Consider the following 18,893-nt stretch of genomic DNA (forward strand, 5'->3'; position numbering starts at 1 on the left):
CTGTCTATGGCCCTGTTTTTTTTTCTTTTTTTCCAATGTGCCATGTGCGATTCCCTGCCACCACAAAATATAGGTGTTACCGGCCTGCCGGGTAAAATTCAGTTGCCAACACCCGTATTCTACCTTAGTAGAAGCAATAAAAATAATGTCGCCGCCAAAAGGTGTCGTGCTGCCGACCTCTTTGCTTGAGCAAACCTTCACGTAGGCTTTTGGCGAGGCGATCAAAAAATTGCGTAAAATTCCACTGCTCGAATGGTAATGTATTTTATATATAGTATCAATCTAGGATTATAAACAATTTTCTGAGTTTGTTTCAAATATTTATCAATTTATTTCATGACAGATACAATTTCTTATCCAGCGGATCTGCCCATAGCGGCGGAAAAAAATCGAATTGTCGAGGCCATAAGGGAGAATCAGGTGGTGGTTATTGCCGGTGACACCGGTTCCGGCAAAAGCACCCAGATACCCAAGATGTGTCTGGAGGCCGGGCGGGGCAAGGCAAAATTGATCGGCTGCACCCAACCCCGGCGCCTCGCCGCCACCTCGGTGGCGGAACGGGTGCGCGAGGAGCTTGGTACGGCGGCTTTTTTAGTGGGCTACAAGATTCGTTTCCTCGACCGGACCGGTCCGGACACCCGCATCAAGTTCATGACCGACGGCATCCTTCTGGCCGAAAGCCAGGGGGATCCGTTGCTTCGCGCCTATGACACGATTATCATCGACGAGGCCCATGAGCGCAGTTTGAATATTGATTTTCTCCTCGGCATCCTGAAGAAACTGCTGCACAGGCGAACCGATCTCAAGCTCATCATTACCTCCGCCACCATTGACACGGAAAAATTTTCCAGGGCCTTCGGCAATGCGCCTGTCATCGAGGTCAGCGGCCGCGCCTATCCGGTGCAGATCCGTTACCTGGAAGAACAGGCGCTCGAAGGTGACGAAGCAGCACCGCTTGATATCGGCTTTGTCGAACAGGCGGTGGATGTCGTTCTTGATCTCTGCCGCCGCGACGGGGGCGGTGACATGCTGGTCTTCATGCCTACTGAACGCGATATCCGGGACACGGTTGAGCTTTTGGGAAAACGTTTCAGAAACGAGGCGGCGCGGTTCGGCATCAAGGAAAGGGAACCGGAGATTCTGCCTCTTTTCGGACGCCTTTCCGGCGCCGACCAGAACCGTATTTTCCGCAAAAGCCAAACCCGCAAAATCGTGGTCAGCACCAATGTGGCGGAAACCTCGGTCACCGTGCCGGGAATCCGTTTTGTCGTCGATACCGGGCTTGCCCGCATATCTTCGTATAACGTGCGGGCCCGCACCACCAAGCTGCCGGTCACCGCCGTGTCCAGGGCGAGTTGTGATCAGCGGGCCGGCCGCTGCGGCAGGGTGGGGCCGGGCATCTGCGTCCGACTGTACAGCGAGGCGCATTACCTGGCCCGCCCCCAGTTCACCCCGCCGGAGATTGTACGCTCCAATCTTGCCGAAGTCATTCTCCGCATGATTGCCCTTCATCTGGGGAGTCCGAAGAATTTTCCCTTTATTGATCCGCCCATGCCTCGGGCGATCAATGACGGGTATAATCTGTTGATTGAGCTCGGTGCGCTTGACAGGGAGCGGCAGCTGACCGACATGGGCCGGATCATGGCGCGCCTGCCCCTTGATCCGCGCATCAGCCGGATGATCATGGCCGCCCGGGAAAACAACTGTCTGCGTGAGGTGGTGATCATCGCCGCGGCGCTCAGCATCCAGGATCCGCGCATCAGGCCGGCGGGAAACGCCGGACAGGCGGATGAAGCCCATGGCCGTTTCCGTTCCAAACAGTCCGATTTTCTTTCTTTTCTGCATCTGTGGGATCAGTACGAGAGCATGGTCGGCAACGAAAAAAGCAGATCCGCACTGCGCCGTTTCTGCAAAAAGAATTTTCTTTCCTACCAGCGACTGCGGGAATGGCGTGACATCCATGAACAGATCTGGTCCCAGCTTGCCACGGCGGGCAGCAAGAAGATGGGTCACCTTTTTCTCAAATCCTCGTGTCTGGCAAAAGATGAGAGCGGTCCGCAGCGGGATTACGGCAAGGGATACAACGCCATTCATCAGGCTGTTCTTGCCGGAAATCTGCGCAACATCGGCTTGAAAAAGGAAAAGAATATTTACCAGGGCGGCCAGGGCAAGGAGTTGATGATCTTTCCCGGTTCCGGTTTGTTCAACAAGGCGGGGCAGTGGATCATGGCGGCCGAGCTGGTCGAGACCTCCCGGCTTTATGCCAGGACGGTGGCGGCCATCGAACCGCAGTGGCTTGAACCGCTGGCCGGCGGACTCTGCCGCTACAGCTATTCGGCGCCCCACTGGGAAAGAAAACAGGGCAAGGTGGCGGCCCTTGCCGCGGTGAGCCTGTTCGGGCTGGTCATCGAGGCGGGCCGCAAGGTCAATTACGGGCCGATCAATCCGCAGGAGGCCCGGCAGATTTTTATCCAGGCGGCCCTGGTGGAGGGGGATCTGGGGGGCCATTTCCTCTTTCTGGAAAAGAACCGGCAGCTCATCGCCCGCCTGGCCGACCTGGAAGAGCGCATGCGCCGCCGTGACATTCTGGTGGATGATTTTCTGCTTTCTGATTTTTACGATAAACGGCTGCCTGAAGATATCTTTGACCGGGCCGCCCTTGCCCGGCTGGTGAAGCAAAAAGGGGACGATTTTCTTTTGATGCGGGAGGAGGATATCCTCAGGCAGCCGCCGGAGTCCGATGAACTGGCCGACTATCCACGGAACATGCATTGCGGTGAACTGACTTTTCCCCTGAGTTATTCCTTTGCGCCGGGTCAGGAAAACGACGGGGTGACGGTGAAGATCCCGGCTGATCTCGCCACCCATGTGCAGCCGGAAAAATTTGAGTGGCTGGTGCCGGGTTTGCTGCGTGAAAAAATAGTTCTTCTCCTGAAAGGACTGCCCAAGTCCATCCGACGCAACCTGATTCCCATCCCGCAAACCGCGGCCGAGCTGTTCGACCGGTTGTGCCTCTACGAAGGATCACTGTATGACCAGCTGGAAGAGCTCCTGTACCGCCGTTTTCGGCTGCGGATCGAGCGCAGCCTTTGGGCCAGGGACGCCCTTCCCCCCCATTTGAAAATTCGTTACGAGCTGCTGGACGGGGTGGGCAAAACCGTGGAACAGGGGCGCGAGTATGCCTCCCTTGCCAAAACCACGCCCCAGGTCGACGGTGCGCCGGAGTTTGCCGCGTTGCGCGCAGTGTGGGAAAAGGACGGGGTGACGGACTGGGATTTTGCCGAATTACCCCAGCGGATCGCCGTCAAGGACAAAAGCGGCAGGCTTGCCGGTTTCGCCTATCCGGGGCTCGTGGAAGAAGACGGCCGGGTGGCCCTGCGTCTCTTCCCCGGAGAAAGGGTGCGGTCAGAAAAGAATGCCGGCGGCCTGCGCGCCCTGTACATGCTGCATTTCGGCAAACAGTGCAAGGCCCTGCAGAAAGACGTGGCCCTGCCTCGTTCCCATTGGGCACTGTATGAAGGGATCGCCTCCCACGAGGAGTTCAATTGCGACCTCATCCAGTTTGTCATGACCGAGATTTTCGGCTGCCGGCAGGACGTTGTCCCGAGTCGGCACGAGTTTGCGCAAACAGTGGCCCGTTTGCAGGAGCAGGGACTCTATCCGGCCGCCCGGCGGTTGGTGGATCAGGTCATTGAGCTGTTGCGGGAAAGACGGGCGCTGCTTGATTATATTGCCGAGATGGAGCAGGCCTGCCGGACCAAGCCGAAACCGGGCATCACTGTCGAAGATTGCCTTTTTTTCAGACAGGAGGTGGCGCATCTTCTGCCCGGTCGATTTTTGCTCACGATCAGCGAGGCGGACTTGGCCCGTATTCCCCGTTATCTCAAAGCGATCCGCATCCGCATGGAGCGGAAAACCCATAATCCGGCCAAGGACGGAGAAAAGGCGGTGCAGCTCGCCGTTCACCGGGAAAGGCTGGCACGACTCCTTGGGCTCACCGAACTGACCACGGAACAGCGAAAACTGGTGGGCGATTTTGCGCTCATGGTTGAAGAGTTCACGGTTTCTCTTTTTGCCCAGGAGCTGAAAACCGCCTTTCCGGTATCGGCCAAGCGGCTTGACAGTCAATGGCGGGAAATTCGAAAAGCAATTGATAATTTGTAGCTGATTTTTGATAATACAAAAAAAGAGGGCTTCGAAAATCTCCAAAAGTGCCGGAACAACACGCGAGGAGCCTTGCCATGAAAATTGTTGTGAAGATCCTTGGCGGTCTGGTGATCGTCGTTTTGCTGGCCGTTGGCGCTTTGTCCGTTTTCGTCGGGTATTTTCTGAGCGGCGAGAAAGTTGCGGAAATGCTGCTGCCCCAGGTCCGGAAGGCCCTTGGTCGGGATGTCGCCATCGGTTCCATCGATGTCAGCCTGTTTCACGGCATCGAGGTGACGGATTTCACCGTCAAGGAGATGGACGGCAAAGAGGATTTTGTTTCGGTCGGAAGATGTGTCCTGCGTTATGATCTCATGCCCCTGCTGGAGAAGAGGCTCGTCCTGACGGAGATCACTCTGGACAAGCCCGTCGTGCGTATTTGGCGTGATAAACAAGGCAATTTCAATTTCCAAACCCCGGCGCTGCGCGGGAAAAAAGAAAAAGGTAAATCAGCCGGAAAAACCCAGGTCCCTGCCGGCGCTGCGGCCCCGCCCCTTGCCGTGACACTGGACAGGGTTTTGCTGCGTGACGCCCTCTTTGACTTTCGTGATGAAAAGGGTGCGCTGCCGGCGATTCAGGCAACGGCCGATATCAACGTCGGGATCGATTTGTCCGGCGGGATGAATGCGCTCCGCTTCACGGGTGACGGCCGCTATGAACTCAAGGCCCGGTATCAGGGGGTGGAGCCGCAGCTGCGGGGCACAGTGGATTTTGATCAAGAACGGGTTGCAATCAATTGTGATGTCGCTTTGCAGGAGGAAAAGGCAACGGTGTCGGCCCTAATCGGCAATTATCCGCAGACTCCGGATGTGGAAGTAAATCTCGCAAGTCCCCGGCTCAATATCGACAAACTGCCGGCGATCACCAAACTTCGTGGGGAAAAAGAAAAAAAAGGCAAAAAAAAGAAAGCTGAAAGAGGCGGCACGCCTTCTCCCGGCAATGACCGCAAGTCACCGCCCCGGGCAATCGGCGACAAACTGCCGGCAGGTCTCTTTGCCCATGGCCAGGTCGATATTGCCGAGGCGCTTTATCAGGGGCTTGCGATGAATGATCTGCATTTTGTCTATCGGCTGGAAAAAAAAATTTTCACGGTGGACGATTTGACCTTCAAAACCGCCGAGGGCACGGTGGCCGGCGCTTTTGCCGTTGATCTCAATGATTCCGGACCGGCCTATGAAGGTGATCTGGACCTCAAGGCCGTTCAGCTTGCCCGGTTGCAGCCGATTTTTTTTCCCACCATCAGGGAGAAGCTCTTCGGCGCTTTGACCACAAAGCTCACCTGGGCGGGATCAGGCAGTAAGTGGCCGGTAATACGCGAACAGTTGACCGGAAAGGGGGATTTCAGCCTGGCTGAAGGGCGCATTGAAAATTCACCTTTTTTCCATTCCATTGCCGATGCCTTGGGGACTAACGAACTGCGCACGCTGGTCTTCAACGATTACAGCGGCAATCTGCGGATCAGCCGGGGCGACGTGCTGCTGACAAGCGCCATGGACGGCCGGGATGTCGATATGCGGGCGGACGGCAGAATCGGTCTTGATGCCGGACTTGACCTCCCTCTTGTCCTTACCTTGTCACCTGAAATGAGCGAGAAGCTTGTCGGCAAGACATCCCTTGTCCGCTATCTGGCCGATGAACAGGGACGAACCACGATCAAGCTGAAAATGGCGGGGGACTTGCAAAAGCCCAAGGTCACGATCGACAGCCGCACGCTTGAAAAAAAGGCGATTGAGGAAATTGGTCGCGGCTTGTTAAAAAATTTGCTGGAGCAGTAACCATCAGCCCTCGATTCCCGTTTCTTCTTCGTCCGGTCCGTATTTCTGCCGCAGGGTGAGCCGGGCAAGGGTTTTTTGGTAAAGGGTTGATTCCGGTTTCAGATAGACCGCTTTTTCCATTTCGCGCAGGGCGCTGTCCATGTCGCCGGCAGCCAGATAGGATCTGGCAAGCCAGTAAGCGGCCCCGGCATTATAGGGTTCCAGGCGGACCTGGTTTTTGCCGGCCGTCAACGCCTTTTGCAGATGGAAATCGGCCTTGTCCCGGTAGCCGGCCTGCTGAAAGGTGGCACGCAGGGAAAGATTGATCTGGACATCCTCGGGGTTGCGGCCGTATCTGGTCATATCAAGCCGGATCGCCTTGGTGGTTAATTCAGTAAATTTGTCGTCCCTGCCCATCTGCTTGTAACAGGCGGCGAGACTGCGCAGTATCTCAATGTTCTGCGGTTTTTTGTCATGCAGACGCTGATAGAGACCTGCGGCATTTTGCCAGCTGCCGTAACGGCCGTATCTTTCACCGAATTTTCTGATCCCTCCTTCCAGTCTTTGCTCCATATCGGCCCGCAGACGGGGAACCTGGTAGCAGACGGCGGTGGCGGTGGCGCCGAGTCCCGTTCCGAGAACAAAGAGCAGGATGATGGCCATGGCCTGTGGTGCCGGCCCGGAACTGAGCGTTTGTCGTGCCGATCCGTGGTTTTGCCAATAAGAAAGGCTGATAATGGCAAGTGTCAGGGAGAGGAGTATTTCGGCGACTTCGGCTTCGTTGAAGGAGAAAATGCGCAGTTCGAACAGGGCGGCGGCGGCAAAAAAAGGCCAGAGAGAAAGCGGTGGCGCCGGAACGCCGAGGCGGGTGAGCAGAAGCGCCGGTTTCCGGCCCTTCCGCAGTTGCAAAGGGTAGAGGATGCCGTAAAGGATGAATCCTCCGGCCAGCAGCAGTTCGATGAGCCGTTTTAAGGTCGTGCTGTAAGGGCCGGTGAAAAAGTTGTGGAGATTGGTTTCCTGCTGCAGGTTGTGCCGGCTGAAGAAATCCGGGGTGGCAACGTCAAACAGTCTTTGGCCCCAGGAAATTTCCTCCCCGCATACATAAAGGCAGGCCAGGGCGAGAGCGGTAAAAAAAATGCGAAAGCGTGATCCTGACAAGGCCAGTCGGGCGGAGAAAAAAAAGGCGATGGCAAAGAAGGAGAACTGGGTCCATTCCCCCAGGAGATCCTCATAGGTGGCCCAGACATAGGCCACTGGATAGCGGAGGATGATCAGGGCAAAAAATGCGCTGATAAGGAAAAAGAGCGAGTAGCATGCCGGTGCGTCATATTTTTTATTCATGCCTGGTCTCCTGCATGATTTCCGCGGGGCGCCCCTCACCGGGCAGGGATCTGCATAATTCCGGTGAGGGGCGATAAAGGCAAACATCAGGATGTGATGTCGTTTTGCCATGCATTCGTTGGATTGAAGGCAAGGTGCTTATTAATGGCTGTCGCTGTCGAAATGCAGGGAGTCGCCGTCGCTGTCGCTGTCACTGTCGCGGTCATCATAATCATGGGTGCCGCAGTCCGCGGTTTTGTCGACCTTGGCGGTCCAGTAAAGGCCGGTTTCATAGTTGGGCGCCTGCCAGGTGAAACTGACCGGGGTTGTCGTGTTGCTGCGCAGATAGACATCCTTGCACAGATGGGCAACTGCTGTTCCAACCTTGTCATACGCCATCATTTTTACCGCGGCATACACGCTGCTGTCGCTGGTGTTTTCTACTGAAGCGGAGACTGTGGTGGTAGCATTCATTTTGACGGATCCCGCTGCCAGCGCCATTCCTATCGTGGTGAAAGCGAGAAGAATCGCCAGGATGAGTATTTTTGCTGCTTTCATTGTATATCCTCCGGTATATCGATAAAATTTTATTTTTCGTCGGTTAATTAGGTTTGCTCAACTGTTTTTGCGCTTAAGGAATAACGGTGTTCGGCGCATTGATGGTGATAACGAAATCCGACGGGGCTGAGGTACCCGGTTCGGTGGTGGCGGTGGTTGCATCAAAGGTCGGGGTGATGCGCAGGGTGAAGTTGCCCTGGGGGAGATCGCCGACGTTCAGGAAGGCATTGATGTTGACGTTGGCCAGGTCGTCGATGTCGGCCGAAGACCAGGCCGGGTTGGCTTTGATGGCGTCGAGTTCGGCCGCGGTCAGCGCAATCGGCTGACGGATATCGGTGCCGACCACGGCGGGAATGTTCCAGGTGCCGTCGGCGTTGGCGGTGATATTGACGGATTCACGGTAGGTTACCCAGGGGGCGTCGCAGCCGAGGTTGTCAACGCATGCCTGGTCGCACTCGGCGCTGACGACGCCGCTTTGACCTGCTGTCTCGTCAAAGTTGCCCGGGCAGCTGGCCATGAGGATGTTGTCGGTGTAAATAATGCCGTCCGCGTCAAAATAAAGTCCGCCTTTCAGGTTGCTGGAGGGCAGCCATTCGCCGAAGAGATCGGTGTGCACGGCAGACATGTCGGAGGCGACGATATGGGTTTGGTTGGCGGTCATCAGGAAGGTGGCGCGGACATAGGGGTTGAAATAACCGTAGCTGGTATGGTGCTGATCCGGCGCGCCGAAAAGCCCGTGGGCCTGCAGGGCGTCAAGTTCGCCCTGTTTCATGATGTCGCTGGTGGTCGGCACGATATAGTCGTAGCTTGCGCCGCTGCGGGCCGCAAAGGAAAGACCGTCACTCGCTCCTGCCTCGGTGAAGTTGCCGGCGGCATCAAGGAAGCCGACCTGCATGGTGAAACCGGTGACCCTGTTGCCCGTCTGGTTGCCGAATTTCATCAGGAGCCGGTAGAGCTCGGTCTGGCCGTTGTTGGCTACGTTAAAGTTCAGGTCGACCGGAGTGTCAAGGAGGTAACTGACGACTTTGAAACGCTTGCTTGACTGAAAGGGATCGGAACACTGTTTTTTGTCAATACCCCACCAGTCGCTCATCTCGGTGATATCGTTGCCGGAACCGTCCAGCACCACGGTCGAATCCGGATTCCAGCCGGCTGACATGATGCAGTTGTCGCCGGTAACATCGTCGCCGGTGACGATGCTTAAACCGGGTCCCTGGGTGTCTCTTTCCTTCCAGGTCATGGCGCCGACCACGGTGCCCGCCGCATTGGAAATGGCCCCTGAACCGCCACTGTACTTGGCCCAGCCGCTCGGCATGAATCCGCCGGCGGAAACCGCGCCGGTGATCGGGTCAATGAGATAGCCCGGCTCAACGTAGTTGTACTGGTCGAATACAAAGCCGGGATCGGCGATGTTGGTGGGGGTGCGGGGCGTCACGTTGCTTTGGTCCCACTCGGTGATGATTCCCGCCTGGGCGACACTGAAAGTGGCCAGCGCGCCTAAGGCAACCGCCGCTGAAATCAGTTTCCTGGTCTTCTTCATTTAACAATCCTCCATCATTTTTTTGAAGTGTTCAGCTCCGCTAAAGGAGCAGCCATGTGTGAGTAAGTGCGGCAAAATGTCACTGCGACAATTTGCCGCACTTGTCAGGGGAATAGCATTTCCGGTGCCACAACGTGGAGGTTGAGCGAAACATGATGGGAAAAGTGTCTAACAGCCTTGATTCGTTTGGCTTTTTTGTGGAAGAAAGGGTGCGGAAGAAAGGGGTGAGCGGCGATTTCACCGCCGGTTGATGACCGTGCGGTCAGTTTCTGGTGACCGGGTGATCAGCTTCTGGCGGCGGGAATTGTTACCCGGCCATTATCTTTCATTTTTCCGGTCGCGGGACATGAGAAGAGCGGCCTTTTCGATCAGCTCCGCGGCCTTTGCTCCGTCATCCGGGAAGTAGGCGATTCCCGCGCTGACGGCAATGGCCTCACTCGCGGCAACAGCGGCTTGCTGTGAAATTTTCTTGATGATTTTTTCCGCCACCAGATAACCGTCATTTTTGTCGTTCAAATTGCCCAGGATGACGGCAAACCGGTCTTTTTTCATCCGCGCCAGGGTGTCGGTATCCCTGATGGTGGAGCGGATGGCGCCGGCAATTTCCACGATAATCCGATCCCCTGCGTCATGGCCGCTCGTATCGATGATGCGAACAAGGTCGTCGATACTCAACAGGAGTATTGCGACCATCCGGTGGTAGCGTCGTGCGCTTCTGATGGCGTGGGTAAGTCTGTCCTGCATGATGGTGCGGTTGGGCAGGCTGGTCAAGGGGTCATAGTTGGATATATTTTCCGTTTTGACCAGTTCTTCCTTGAGCTCACGGATGTCGCGGGCCAAACAGATTATTCCTTCAATTTGTCCTGTTGCGGTGTAGAAGGGGGTGCCGGAAAAAAGAACCGGAATGGTTTCCTTGTCTTGGGATTTCAGGTTGAGTTCAATGTTGGTGATTGATTTGCCCTGGCACAGTTCATCAAAAACCGTGTGGATGAACGTACCCGACGGGGCGAGAAGGCGATGCACGGGCTGGTTGAGAATATCTTTTTCCTCGTAGGCCAGCAGGTTCAAGGCGGCTTGATTGATCTGTGAAATGGTGAGGTTGGTGGCAAGAACAATCAGGCTGTCCGACATATACATGATGATACTGTCCAGGTATTCCTTGGATACCGATATTTTTTTCAACTCTTCGGTCATGTCCCAGAAGGAAAGGGCAAGCTGACAGATTTCGTCTTTCTCGTCGCAGATCTCCGGTTTGCTTATTTTTTTTCCCAGAGAAAAGTTGTCGATCATCATTTTCATCTGGTTCAGCGGCTTGATGAGCTGGTTATTGGCGACATAGTTGATCGCCCCGGTGATAACGAGGAGAACCGCGACAAAAAGGATCTGCAGCAGTCGGCTGTTGTCCGCGGCTCGCGTCTTGTTGTTTGTGATCTCATCGATGACCCGCTGGGTGAGCTCGTTGGCGATGTCCCTGAAATCGCTTATGAGATGGGCCCGCAGTTTGCCGATGCGCAGCATTTGCTGGGTCTGGGCAAAAGGATCACCGCTGTTGCAGGCAATCCGGTATTGTTCCGAGGCAACAGTGTAATAGTCCTCATAACTGTCCCGCAGGGCAAGCAGGTGCGGATAGGAAGGGGTGTTGCTGGAGGATGCCGTAAGAATCTGGGCGTTGAGCAGGTCCATTATTTCGCTGTGAAAGAGCTCGGCCTTGACCAGGTCATCGGTTTCACCCGTCAGCAGGCTGCTTTCAAAGTTTTTTGTTTGTTCGCTGAACATGGTGAAGGCCTTTTCTCCTTTCAGTGCCAGGGGAAAATGAACTTCTTCCAGAATGGTCAGGCTGTCGGAAATACGGATATTGGCAACCGACGTTGCCAGGGTGGCAAGCAGATAGGCAGACAGAGCAATCCAGACGCAACCCCATACTTTTGCCCTGATATTTTTTAAGATCGTCATAGCATGTCCGCCCTAATGCATCATTTTGACAACCGCATCGATTTTATTCAATGATAATCAGCTGTTTTACCCGAGTGTCAAGAGATTTCCTGTTGATGAAACCGATTGCCTGCCGTGATTCGGCAACAAAATTTTTTACCTCATCATCATTCTCCATGGTCAGAGGCGGGATTCCCGAACCGTTAAAAAGCATCTTTTTCCGGTAGAGAAGGTATTGGCCCGGAGTTTTTTTGAGAATCTCCCGGCAGAACGTGTCATAGGCATCCTTCTCATTGTTGACCGCCACATGAACAGGGTCACCGGATGACCAGCGAGTTTTCTTGCCGAGAAAAATCAATTCCGCGTTCCTTTTGCTCAGAGTGGAAATGCTGTTGTTGTTATGAACCACAAGAACGATCTCGGCGGCAACACAATGGGTGCCGCCGAAAAAAATCAGGGCAAGGAGCAGAAAAAATATTGTTTTCAAATGGGTGGGCATGAAATTCCCGCAAGTCGTCAGAAATTAAACGATATTTTTAATGCGCCGTATTGCCAGTATCTCTTTGTTCCATCCTGGTTGAAGAACTCCTGCAGCTGTGCTACTCCGTCAACCGTATGCCATTCCCCTTTCAGGGTCCAGTGTTCATTCACGTCATAGCGGATGCCGAATCCCCAGTCTTTCCGCCAGGGAGTGGTGTTGATGCGGCCGCTGGCATGGATGGATGATGTTTTGTTATGCTTGTCCCTGTAATATTCATCATAAAGCACTGACAGGGTCAGCTGTTCAGTCAGCGCATAACTGAGCATGGCATACCAGGACTGATTGGGCCCATCAAATGTGGTCACGTCGAGCAGTGTCTGGGTCCGGTCATTTTCACCGTATTCGGTGCGCAGGATAAATTCTCGCCAAATGTATTCCAGGGAAAGGACGAAGTTGCTGTTGGTTTTGTAGGTGCCGATTTCCGTTCCGTCGCCATAGCCGGTATCTTTCTGGCTGACATAGCTGATTCCCAGCCGCAGGTTGTCAATGGGCGGCGCGTAGACGAGACTTGCTCCGTAAAGATATTCATTGTCCTGGTCGCAATTATTGATGCGGGCGGGCAGTGTCGGATCGGGAACCGGAGCGTTCCGGTTGTCTTCCAGGCGCTTGTTGATGCTGATAAGGGTGGCGTCATGGACCACTGAATCGTCGTCGTATTTCACCCGGCCGTAAAAAAGCTGATAGTCAAAATCACCCGCGGATTCGGTTGCCACCGTGCCGTAAATTTCGCCGCCCCAGTGGGCCAGCCAGTTGTCGCGGCGTGTTTCATCGTAAATGCTTTGAGGAAGAAAAATCATGGGTCGGAGAAAATCCGAATCACGTTCCGTGTTGTAAAATCCCATGGGGATTTTGACCTTGCCGATGCGAAGACCGGCCCAGTCCTGGAGATGATAATCAATCAGGCCCCAGTCGAGCCGGACCGTATTGTTGCCGTAATCCCCCATGGACCGGGAAAGGATCTGGGCGCCGTAGCGCAGTTGATGATTAATCCGACCGTTGAGGTTCAGTCCTATTTCGTTGAAATGCCAGGTACCTTCCTCGCTGTCGGCCAGAAAGTTATTGTCCGAACTGTCGAGGTATCCCTGAGAGAGAAATCCGTGAAACTGGATGATGTCGTTACGGTCAGATGCAGCCGCGCAATCTGGCGGAAAGAGAACAAGCAAGAGAAGGGAGAAGATGAAGGCGTTCAGGCTTTTCATGAGACAGGTATATTCCTGGACAAGGATGGCGTCAACTTCCGGAATGACTGGTGGACCCGGTCGGGCGGAAGACGATTCGCGGTGAAGGTATTTGGCTTCATGATTTTTACGGTTGCAACTAAATGATTTTCCGGAACAAAAAAGGTGCTGAATGTTACCCACCGGCTTTTTTGATATTGAAATCGGTGATTTTCTTGCGAAGCGTGGTGGGCGAGATGGCCAGTTTCTGGGCCGTATGGGTAATGTTCCACTCATGGCGGAGCAGGGCATTCTCAATGTGCTGTTTTTCCGCCTCGGCAAGAGTGGTCGAATCGTTTGCCATCGTTGGATTTTGCCCAGTCGCCATCTGCGGTTGCCAGGCAATGTCTTCAGCGAGAATTTTGTTGTCGCGGGAAAGGGCAACAGCACGGGTGAGGACGTTTTCGAGTTCCCTGACGTTTCCCGGCCAGTCATAGTCAATCATTTTCGCCATGGCATGCTCGTTGACCGATACGGGTTGGCTTTGCAGTTTGGCGCATATCTTGACAAGCAGGCGGTTGATCAGCAAGGGGATATCCCGGCGGCGTTCGCGGAGCGGGGGGATGTAAAGAGGCGATACATTGAGCCGGTAGAAAAGATCCTGGCGGAAATCGCCATCCGCCACCATGGACTCAAGATTCCGATGGGTGGCGGCAATGATGCGTGCTTTCTGGGGGATTGTTTCCAGGCCGCCCACCCGGACAAATTCCTCCTCCTGGAGAACACGCAGCAGCTTGCTTTGCAGATTGAGCGGCATATCGCCGATTTCATCAAAAAAAACAGTACCTTCACCGGCAAACTCCAATTTGCCGATTTTGGTTTTTTCCGCCCCGGTAAAGGCCCCTTTTTCATACCCGAAGAGTTCACTTTCCAACAGGGTGGCCACCACCGCCGAACAGTTTATTGCCACGAAAGGTTTGTCGGGTGAGGATGCCTGATGCAGAATGCGAGCGGTCAACTCCTTGCCCGTGCCGGACTCGCCGCGAATGAGAACCGTGACACGGTTTCGCGACAGCAGACCGATATGCTTGAGCAATTCGATAATTTTCGGGTGGGAACCGATCATGTCATCGGGGGAGGGCTGCTGCCCGCTTTCAGGCTCTTCTGCGGTGGGGGGAGTTTTCTTTTTGCGGGATTCCACCCTGTCGATCATGGTGAAAAGTTCGTCCAGATCAAGGGGCTTGCGCAGATAATCATAGGCGCCGTTGCGCATTGATTCGATAACTGCCTTGTTGTCCGGATTGCCGGTCATGATGACGACATTGATGTCCCTGCTGTTTTCGAGGAGCTGGGGCAAAGCGGTTAAACCGCTGCGGTCCGGGAGATTGACGTCGAGCAGAACGAGATCAAAGGGAATCGAGGACACGAGTTCAAGTCCGGCGGTCATATTATAAGCGATGTGGATTGAATGTCCGGTCGCTTCAAGCTGGATCTGCAGGCTGCGGCAGAGGGCCTTGTCGTCATCGATAATGGCAATGGTGCTCATGGGGTGGGCCTTTTTTCAAAGATCATGGAAAATTGTGCGCCTCCGGTTGAGACGTTTGTCGCGCTGACCGTGCCGCCATGAAATTCGACAATCTTTTTCACGTTGGCCAGACCAAGGCCCGTCCCTGTTTCTCTTGTGGTGTAAAACGGCTGAAAAAGTTTTTCAATGAATTGCTCATTCAGGCCGGGACCTTGATCTTTCACCGTTATAATAAATCCCTCCGCCTGGTTCGGAAGCGGATCGCCGATGATCTGCACAATACTTTCCGGAGGAGACCACTGGACGGCATTATCCACCAGGTTGATTACGGCAAGTAAAAGATGCTTTTTGTCGGCAACGATTCGCCGGCTGCCGAGATGATTAATGATTTCCAGGGAGATAATTTTGTCCGCCGCTTTCTGGGTGAGGATTTCCCGTGCCTCATCGGCCAACTGGGGAAAGGAAATTTCTTCCGGAGTCAGTTCGATGGGTTTACTGAACTGGAGGAGATCGGAGAACATGGATTCGAGTCTTTTCACCTGGGTCAAGGCGATGGCCGCCATCTCGGAATAAGCCGGATCGTCTTTCACCTTGCGGCCCAGGGCCTGCAGGTTGATTTTAACCGAGGAAAGAGGATTGCGCATTTCATGGACAATGCTGGAGCTGAGCTTGCCCACTGCACTCAGAGAAATACTCTGGATCATTGATTTTTTGTTGACCTCCAGGGTGTCCAGCATGCTGTTGAAGGCCTCCCCGACATTGTTGAGATAGCTGTCCTTGAATTTCGGTAACCGCTCCTGATGGTTCCCGGACGAGATGTGACGGGCCACCCTGGCCAGTTCGTCAAGAGGATCGGCCAAACGACTGGCGCTTCTCCAGGAGATTATGAGAATGATGAGCAGAACCGCAAGGGCGGTACAGCTGCCGATACCCATGTATTTTTCCAGTTCTTTCAATGCCTGCATTTTGTCAACCTGAATAATCAGCACCCAGTTCATTTCAGGGATGGGAGCGGATACGGAGAGAACGGGAACACCGGAGCAGTCGCGTCTTTTCACTAAAGTCCAGAAAGGGCCGTTGACAAGGGTGGGGGCGATTAAGGTGGAGTCGGAGCAGGGATTTTCCGCGGAGTGATAGGGGTCGCTGTGATAGAGCAGGGAGCCTTCGCGGTTGATGAGATACATCGTGCCGCTCTTGTCAAGATCGGAGGTATCGCCGAGAATCCGTTCCAGGGATTTGCCGGTATCCATTTCCGCAACGAGATAGGCAAGCGGTTCTCCGGTGCGGTCCATGATCGTCTGACCAAGGGGCAAGATCAGATTTTTTTCCGGAGTGGTGTACTGGGGACCAAAAAACAGTTCATCGGAATTCTTCAGTTTTTGTTTGAATTCATCACTGGGGTGATTGACCTCTTTTCCCGGAGTTTCGGTGATTTGGCGGATAATTGTCCATTTCGGGCTGTAGATGGTAAGGGAACGATACCTGGAGTGCCCGTGAAATAGGCTTTGCGCTGCTACCTGTAATGCCTTGATATCGTCCTGCGTAATTTGCTGATCGATGTTTGTCGGCAGGGAGCCTAGTCTGAAAAATTCTTTTTTGGTATGACGTGACCATTCCCGCAGCCAAAGCATGCGTGATTTTAAGGCGTAATTCATATGCTCGGATTCCAGTTTTTCAATGGCCCTTTTGCCGAAAAAATAGTTCTGGAAAGCGAATATCAGCAGCGGAACAAGACCTGCAATAGCCACATAAGTGAAAATCTTTCTTTTCAGGTTGGAAGAAAACGGCATTATTTTGCGGCCTGCTGGGTAAATAATTGGAAAGCGAGACTGATTTGAATGTGTGGTATCTTTACCCAATGTTTTTTTTTTAGCAATTAAAAAAACGGGAATAGCGGAGCTGGGGATCGTGAAAAGGGGAATGAACGGATTGAGCCAAAACAAAAGCCCCGATAAACGGGGCTTTTGTTTTGCGATGCAATCAGGTGAAAGTGAAATTATTTATTAACCGGAGGATTATGCGCGTCAATGTGGCAATCGAGACAACGCGGGAATTTTTCCAGCATTTTTGGATCGTGCGGCTGCTCATGACACTGGGTGCACTGGGGAATCTGGCCATGCTGCTCATGGCAATCGGCACAGGCGACACCGGAGTGTTTACTCGGCGTGCCGGACCAGGTTTTGTACACGGCTGTGTGGCAGGATCCACAGGTGTCTTCCGTGCCGGCGCCGTAGGTGATCTGCAGGGGCTGATGAACCGGATGGCAGGAAAGACATGCCTCGACCGGCTGATTCGGAATATGGGGCTCATGGCACTCCATGCAGGAAGGAATGTTGCCGTGCTTGGTATGGTGACATTCGGTACAGGCAACCAGGGTATGCTTGCTCGGTTTAGCCGCCAATTGTGCTGCCGGCCCGGTATGGCAGTTGCCGCACTGGCCTCCCAGCATGTCATTCATGGGGACGTTGAGCGGGGCATGGGGATTGCTGTGGCATGTCAGGCAGTTAAGGAAATTAGGTCCATGCGGCTCGATATGGCATTGGCTGCACTTGGGCATGATTTCATTCCAGTTGTTTTTTACCGGGCTATACGAATGGAACTGTTCATGACAATCCTGACAATGAATCTGGTGCCCGCTGCCCTCGCTCCGCAGTTTGTTGAAAACATTGGTATGGCACTGGGCACACTGGCTGACGGTCAGCATCTGGGGAGCCTGCTCATAAAGTGACGCGCCACCCGGGGTGATTTTTTTGCCGGTGGGCATGGTCATTTCAGCCGGAGCGGGAGCGGGAGCGGGTTGTGCGGCAGCGACATCGGCCTGTGCCATTACCACGGGTTTTTCAGCCTGGTGGCCGGCTGTCTTTTCCGCTTCCAGTTCCGTGGCATTGATCGGCATGCACGAAATTGCCGAGGAGATAAAGAAAACAGAGAGGACATTGTAGAGAATCTTTCGTTCCTTTTTCATATGCAATCCTTATGTTGGTTAAAATTGATTTGAAGAGCTCTGGAAATCCGCGGCCCTGGAAAAAAACAGGCCGTCGTTAAAGGCTCTGGAACTTGGTGAGCGAATGTGCCGTTCGTTTCGTTCGGCGGCTGTCACGAGTTCATCAAATTTTTTGTTTCAAACGCAAAGTCGACCGGAGCGGGGATGTGATCCAGCCGCTCCGGTGGAATGTCCAGTCTATTTTTTTACATCATGGGCTATGCCGTGGCATGCGCCGCAGGTGGGGAATTTGCTCATCATGGCATCCGGATGGGGAACGCCGTGGCAGTCCTGGCATTGCGGAATCATTTTGTGTTCTGTTTTATGGCAGTCGGCACAGGGGACATCCTTATGCTTATACGGGCTGGCCTGCAACAGGTTGTACGCAACGTCATGGCAGGAAGCGCAGAATTTGGAAGAGATGTCGTCCGGATAGGTGACCGGCATCGGCATGTGTGCCTTATGGCAGGTGAGGCAATCGGCCTGGACCATGTCATTGGAATGGGGGCTGTGACAGTTGGTGCAGTTCGGAATTTCGCCATGGGCGGTATGACAGGTGGTACAGAAAAGCTGGGTATGTTTTGTCGGGTGCTGACGCAGCTGGTCGATCTGTTCGGTATGGCAGGTCAGACAGGCGTCGGTATGCTCGTCGGCCAGGGTAATCACCAGCGGGGTATGCGGATTGGTGTGGCAGCGCAGGCAGTTTTCCAATTTGTAATGGTCCTTGCCGGAATGGCACATGCCGCACTGGGGTATAATGTTGGTGTCCTTCGGCGGATGACCCTGGTGGCAGTCGATGCAGGTAACACTGGTCTTATGTTTCATCCCCTGTTCTTCAATGGCCTTGGGGGCCGCGTCATGACACTTCGCGCAGTCATCCGTGCTCAATGTGGGCCGGGCTTCATCCGCGGCTGAAGCGAGAGGGGCCATCGCCCCTGCTGTCAGGAAGATGACAAATGTTGTCAACAAGTGCCTTATCAATTGATTCCTTTTACCTTTTATCCACGTTTTCACTTACCTTATCCTCCCGATGTTGAAATTTGACGACTTCGCAATAATACATGGCAGCAAAGTATCCTGGCGATAACCTTGATGTTGCGCAAAATAGCACGCCGGTCATGCGATGCCGGCGGAACCGATGCATGAGGCGTGTGATATAAAACATCTGCCGGGGGCAAAAAAGCTGCCCGCCCATGGCTCCTTCTTATAGTAAAAAAAAAGAACATGAATGGCAATTCATTATCTGAAAAATAGTTGAAATACTCGCACACTCTGCAAAAAAAAGCAATATTTTTGAATGGATTGTTGAGAATTTTGTCTTTGCGCCGCAATATGTTTTTGTGGTGCCGTCCGTTGCGCAACTCACTTGTTTTGAAAGGA

At 53.8% G+C, this 18,893-nt stretch carries 12 protein-coding genes; 2 read left to right on the forward strand and 10 right to left on the reverse strand.

Annotated elements, in window-relative coordinates:
* Window positions 1-336 precede the first annotated feature (336 nt).
* Together BM485_11350 and BM485_11355 are read left to right on the forward strand one after the other, a co-directional pair.
* Window positions 337-4,164: an ATP-dependent RNA helicase HrpA gene (locus BM485_11350; GenBank protein ID OKY74826.1), complete on the forward strand. Its 3,828-nt coding sequence runs from the start codon at window positions 337-339 to the stop codon at window positions 4,162-4,164.
* 77 nt (window positions 4,165-4,241) lie between these two features.
* A complete protein-coding gene (locus BM485_11355; protein OKY74827.1) occupies window positions 4,242-5,978 on the forward strand; it encodes a hypothetical protein in 1,737 nt (578 codons plus the stop codon).
* Between the two features lie 3 nt (window positions 5,979-5,981).
* On the opposite strand, the gene BM485_11360 is transcribed toward BM485_11355, so the two are convergent.
* The 10 genes from BM485_11360 to BM485_11405 all read right to left on the reverse strand — a co-directional run bounded on the left by BM485_11360 (window position 5,982) and on the right by BM485_11405 (window position 18,443).
* Entirely contained in the window at window positions 5,982-7,298 is a 1,317-nt protein-coding gene (locus tag BM485_11360) for a hypothetical protein (GenBank protein ID OKY74828.1), read from the reverse strand.
* 141 nt (window positions 7,299-7,439) lie between these two features.
* Window positions 7,440-7,835 carry a hypothetical protein gene (locus tag BM485_11365; protein OKY74829.1) on the reverse strand — a complete coding sequence of 132 codons (396 nt, stop codon included), beginning with the start codon at window positions 7,833-7,835 and terminating at the stop codon, window positions 7,440-7,442.
* A 73-nt stretch (window positions 7,836-7,908) separates the two neighbouring features.
* Window positions 7,909-9,375, reverse strand: coding sequence for a hypothetical protein (locus BM485_11370; GenBank protein OKY74830.1), 1,467 nt, complete (start codon window positions 9,373-9,375; stop codon window positions 7,909-7,911).
* Window positions 9,376-9,693: 318 nt separating this feature from the next.
* On the reverse strand, window positions 9,694-11,328 hold the full coding sequence (locus tag BM485_11375) for a hypothetical protein (protein ID OKY74831.1): 1,635 nt from the start codon (window positions 11,326-11,328) through the stop codon (window positions 9,694-9,696).
* 43 nt (window positions 11,329-11,371) lie between these two features.
* Window positions 11,372-11,806, reverse strand: coding sequence for a hypothetical protein (locus tag BM485_11380; protein ID OKY74832.1), 435 nt, complete (start codon window positions 11,804-11,806; stop codon window positions 11,372-11,374).
* A gap of 17 nt (window positions 11,807-11,823) precedes the next feature.
* A complete protein-coding gene (locus tag BM485_11385; protein ID OKY74833.1) occupies window positions 11,824-13,047 on the reverse strand; it encodes a hypothetical protein in 1,224 nt (407 codons plus the stop codon).
* Between the two features lie 154 nt (window positions 13,048-13,201).
* Window positions 13,202-14,551 (reverse strand): hypothetical protein, encoded by a 1,350-nt coding sequence (locus BM485_11390; protein ID OKY74834.1) that lies wholly within the window; start codon window positions 14,549-14,551, stop codon window positions 13,202-13,204.
* On the reverse strand, window positions 14,548-16,320 hold the full coding sequence (locus BM485_11395) for a hypothetical protein (protein OKY74835.1): 1,773 nt from the start codon (window positions 16,318-16,320) through the stop codon (window positions 14,548-14,550). The genes BM485_11390 and BM485_11395 overlap by 4 nt, the downstream gene beginning before the upstream one ends.
* Before the next feature lie 206 nt (window positions 16,321-16,526).
* Window positions 16,527-17,357 carry a hypothetical protein gene (locus BM485_11400; protein OKY74889.1) on the reverse strand — a complete coding sequence of 277 codons (831 nt, stop codon included), beginning with the start codon at window positions 17,355-17,357 and terminating at the stop codon, window positions 16,527-16,529.
* A 354-nt stretch (window positions 17,358-17,711) separates the two neighbouring features.
* Window positions 17,712-18,443, reverse strand: coding sequence for a cytochrome C (locus BM485_11405; protein ID OKY74836.1), 732 nt, complete (start codon window positions 18,441-18,443; stop codon window positions 17,712-17,714).
* Window positions 18,444-18,893 lie beyond the last annotated feature (450 nt).

Source organism: Desulfobulbaceae bacterium DB1 (assembly GCA_001914235.1).
In the GTDB taxonomy this organism is placed as follows: Bacteria; Desulfobacterota; Desulfobulbia; order Desulfobulbales; family SURF-16; genus DB1.

Coding starts and splice junctions, on each gene's coding strand:
- BM485_11350 (OKY74826.1), top strand. CDS start 337: ATGACAGATACAATTTCTTATCCAGCGGATCTGCCCATAGCGGCGGAA.
- BM485_11355 (OKY74827.1), top strand. CDS start 4,242: ATGAAAATTGTTGTGAAGATCCTTGGCGGTCTGGTGATCGTCGTTTTG.
- BM485_11360 (OKY74828.1), bottom strand. CDS start 7,298: ATGAATAAAAAATATGACGCACCGGCATGCTACTCGCTCTTTTTCCTT.
- BM485_11365 (OKY74829.1), bottom strand. CDS start 7,835: ATGAAAGCAGCAAAAATACTCATCCTGGCGATTCTTCTCGCTTTCACC.
- BM485_11370 (OKY74830.1), bottom strand. CDS start 9,375: ATGAAGAAGACCAGGAAACTGATTTCAGCGGCGGTTGCCTTAGGCGCG.
- BM485_11375 (OKY74831.1), bottom strand. CDS start 11,328: ATGACGATCTTAAAAAATATCAGGGCAAAAGTATGGGGTTGCGTCTGG.
- BM485_11380 (OKY74832.1), bottom strand. CDS start 11,806: ATGCCCACCCATTTGAAAACAATATTTTTTCTGCTCCTTGCCCTGATT.
- BM485_11385 (OKY74833.1), bottom strand. CDS start 13,047: ATGAAAAGCCTGAACGCCTTCATCTTCTCCCTTCTCTTGCTTGTTCTC.
- BM485_11390 (OKY74834.1), bottom strand. CDS start 14,551: ATGAGCACCATTGCCATTATCGATGACGACAAGGCCCTCTGCCGCAGC.
- BM485_11395 (OKY74835.1), bottom strand. CDS start 16,320: ATGCCGTTTTCTTCCAACCTGAAAAGAAAGATTTTCACTTATGTGGCT.
- BM485_11400 (OKY74889.1), bottom strand. CDS start 17,357: ATGGCACAGGCCGATGTCGCTGCCGCACAACCCGCTCCCGCTCCCGCT.
- BM485_11405 (OKY74836.1), bottom strand. CDS start 18,443: ATGGCCCCTCTCGCTTCAGCCGCGGATGAAGCCCGGCCCACATTGAGC.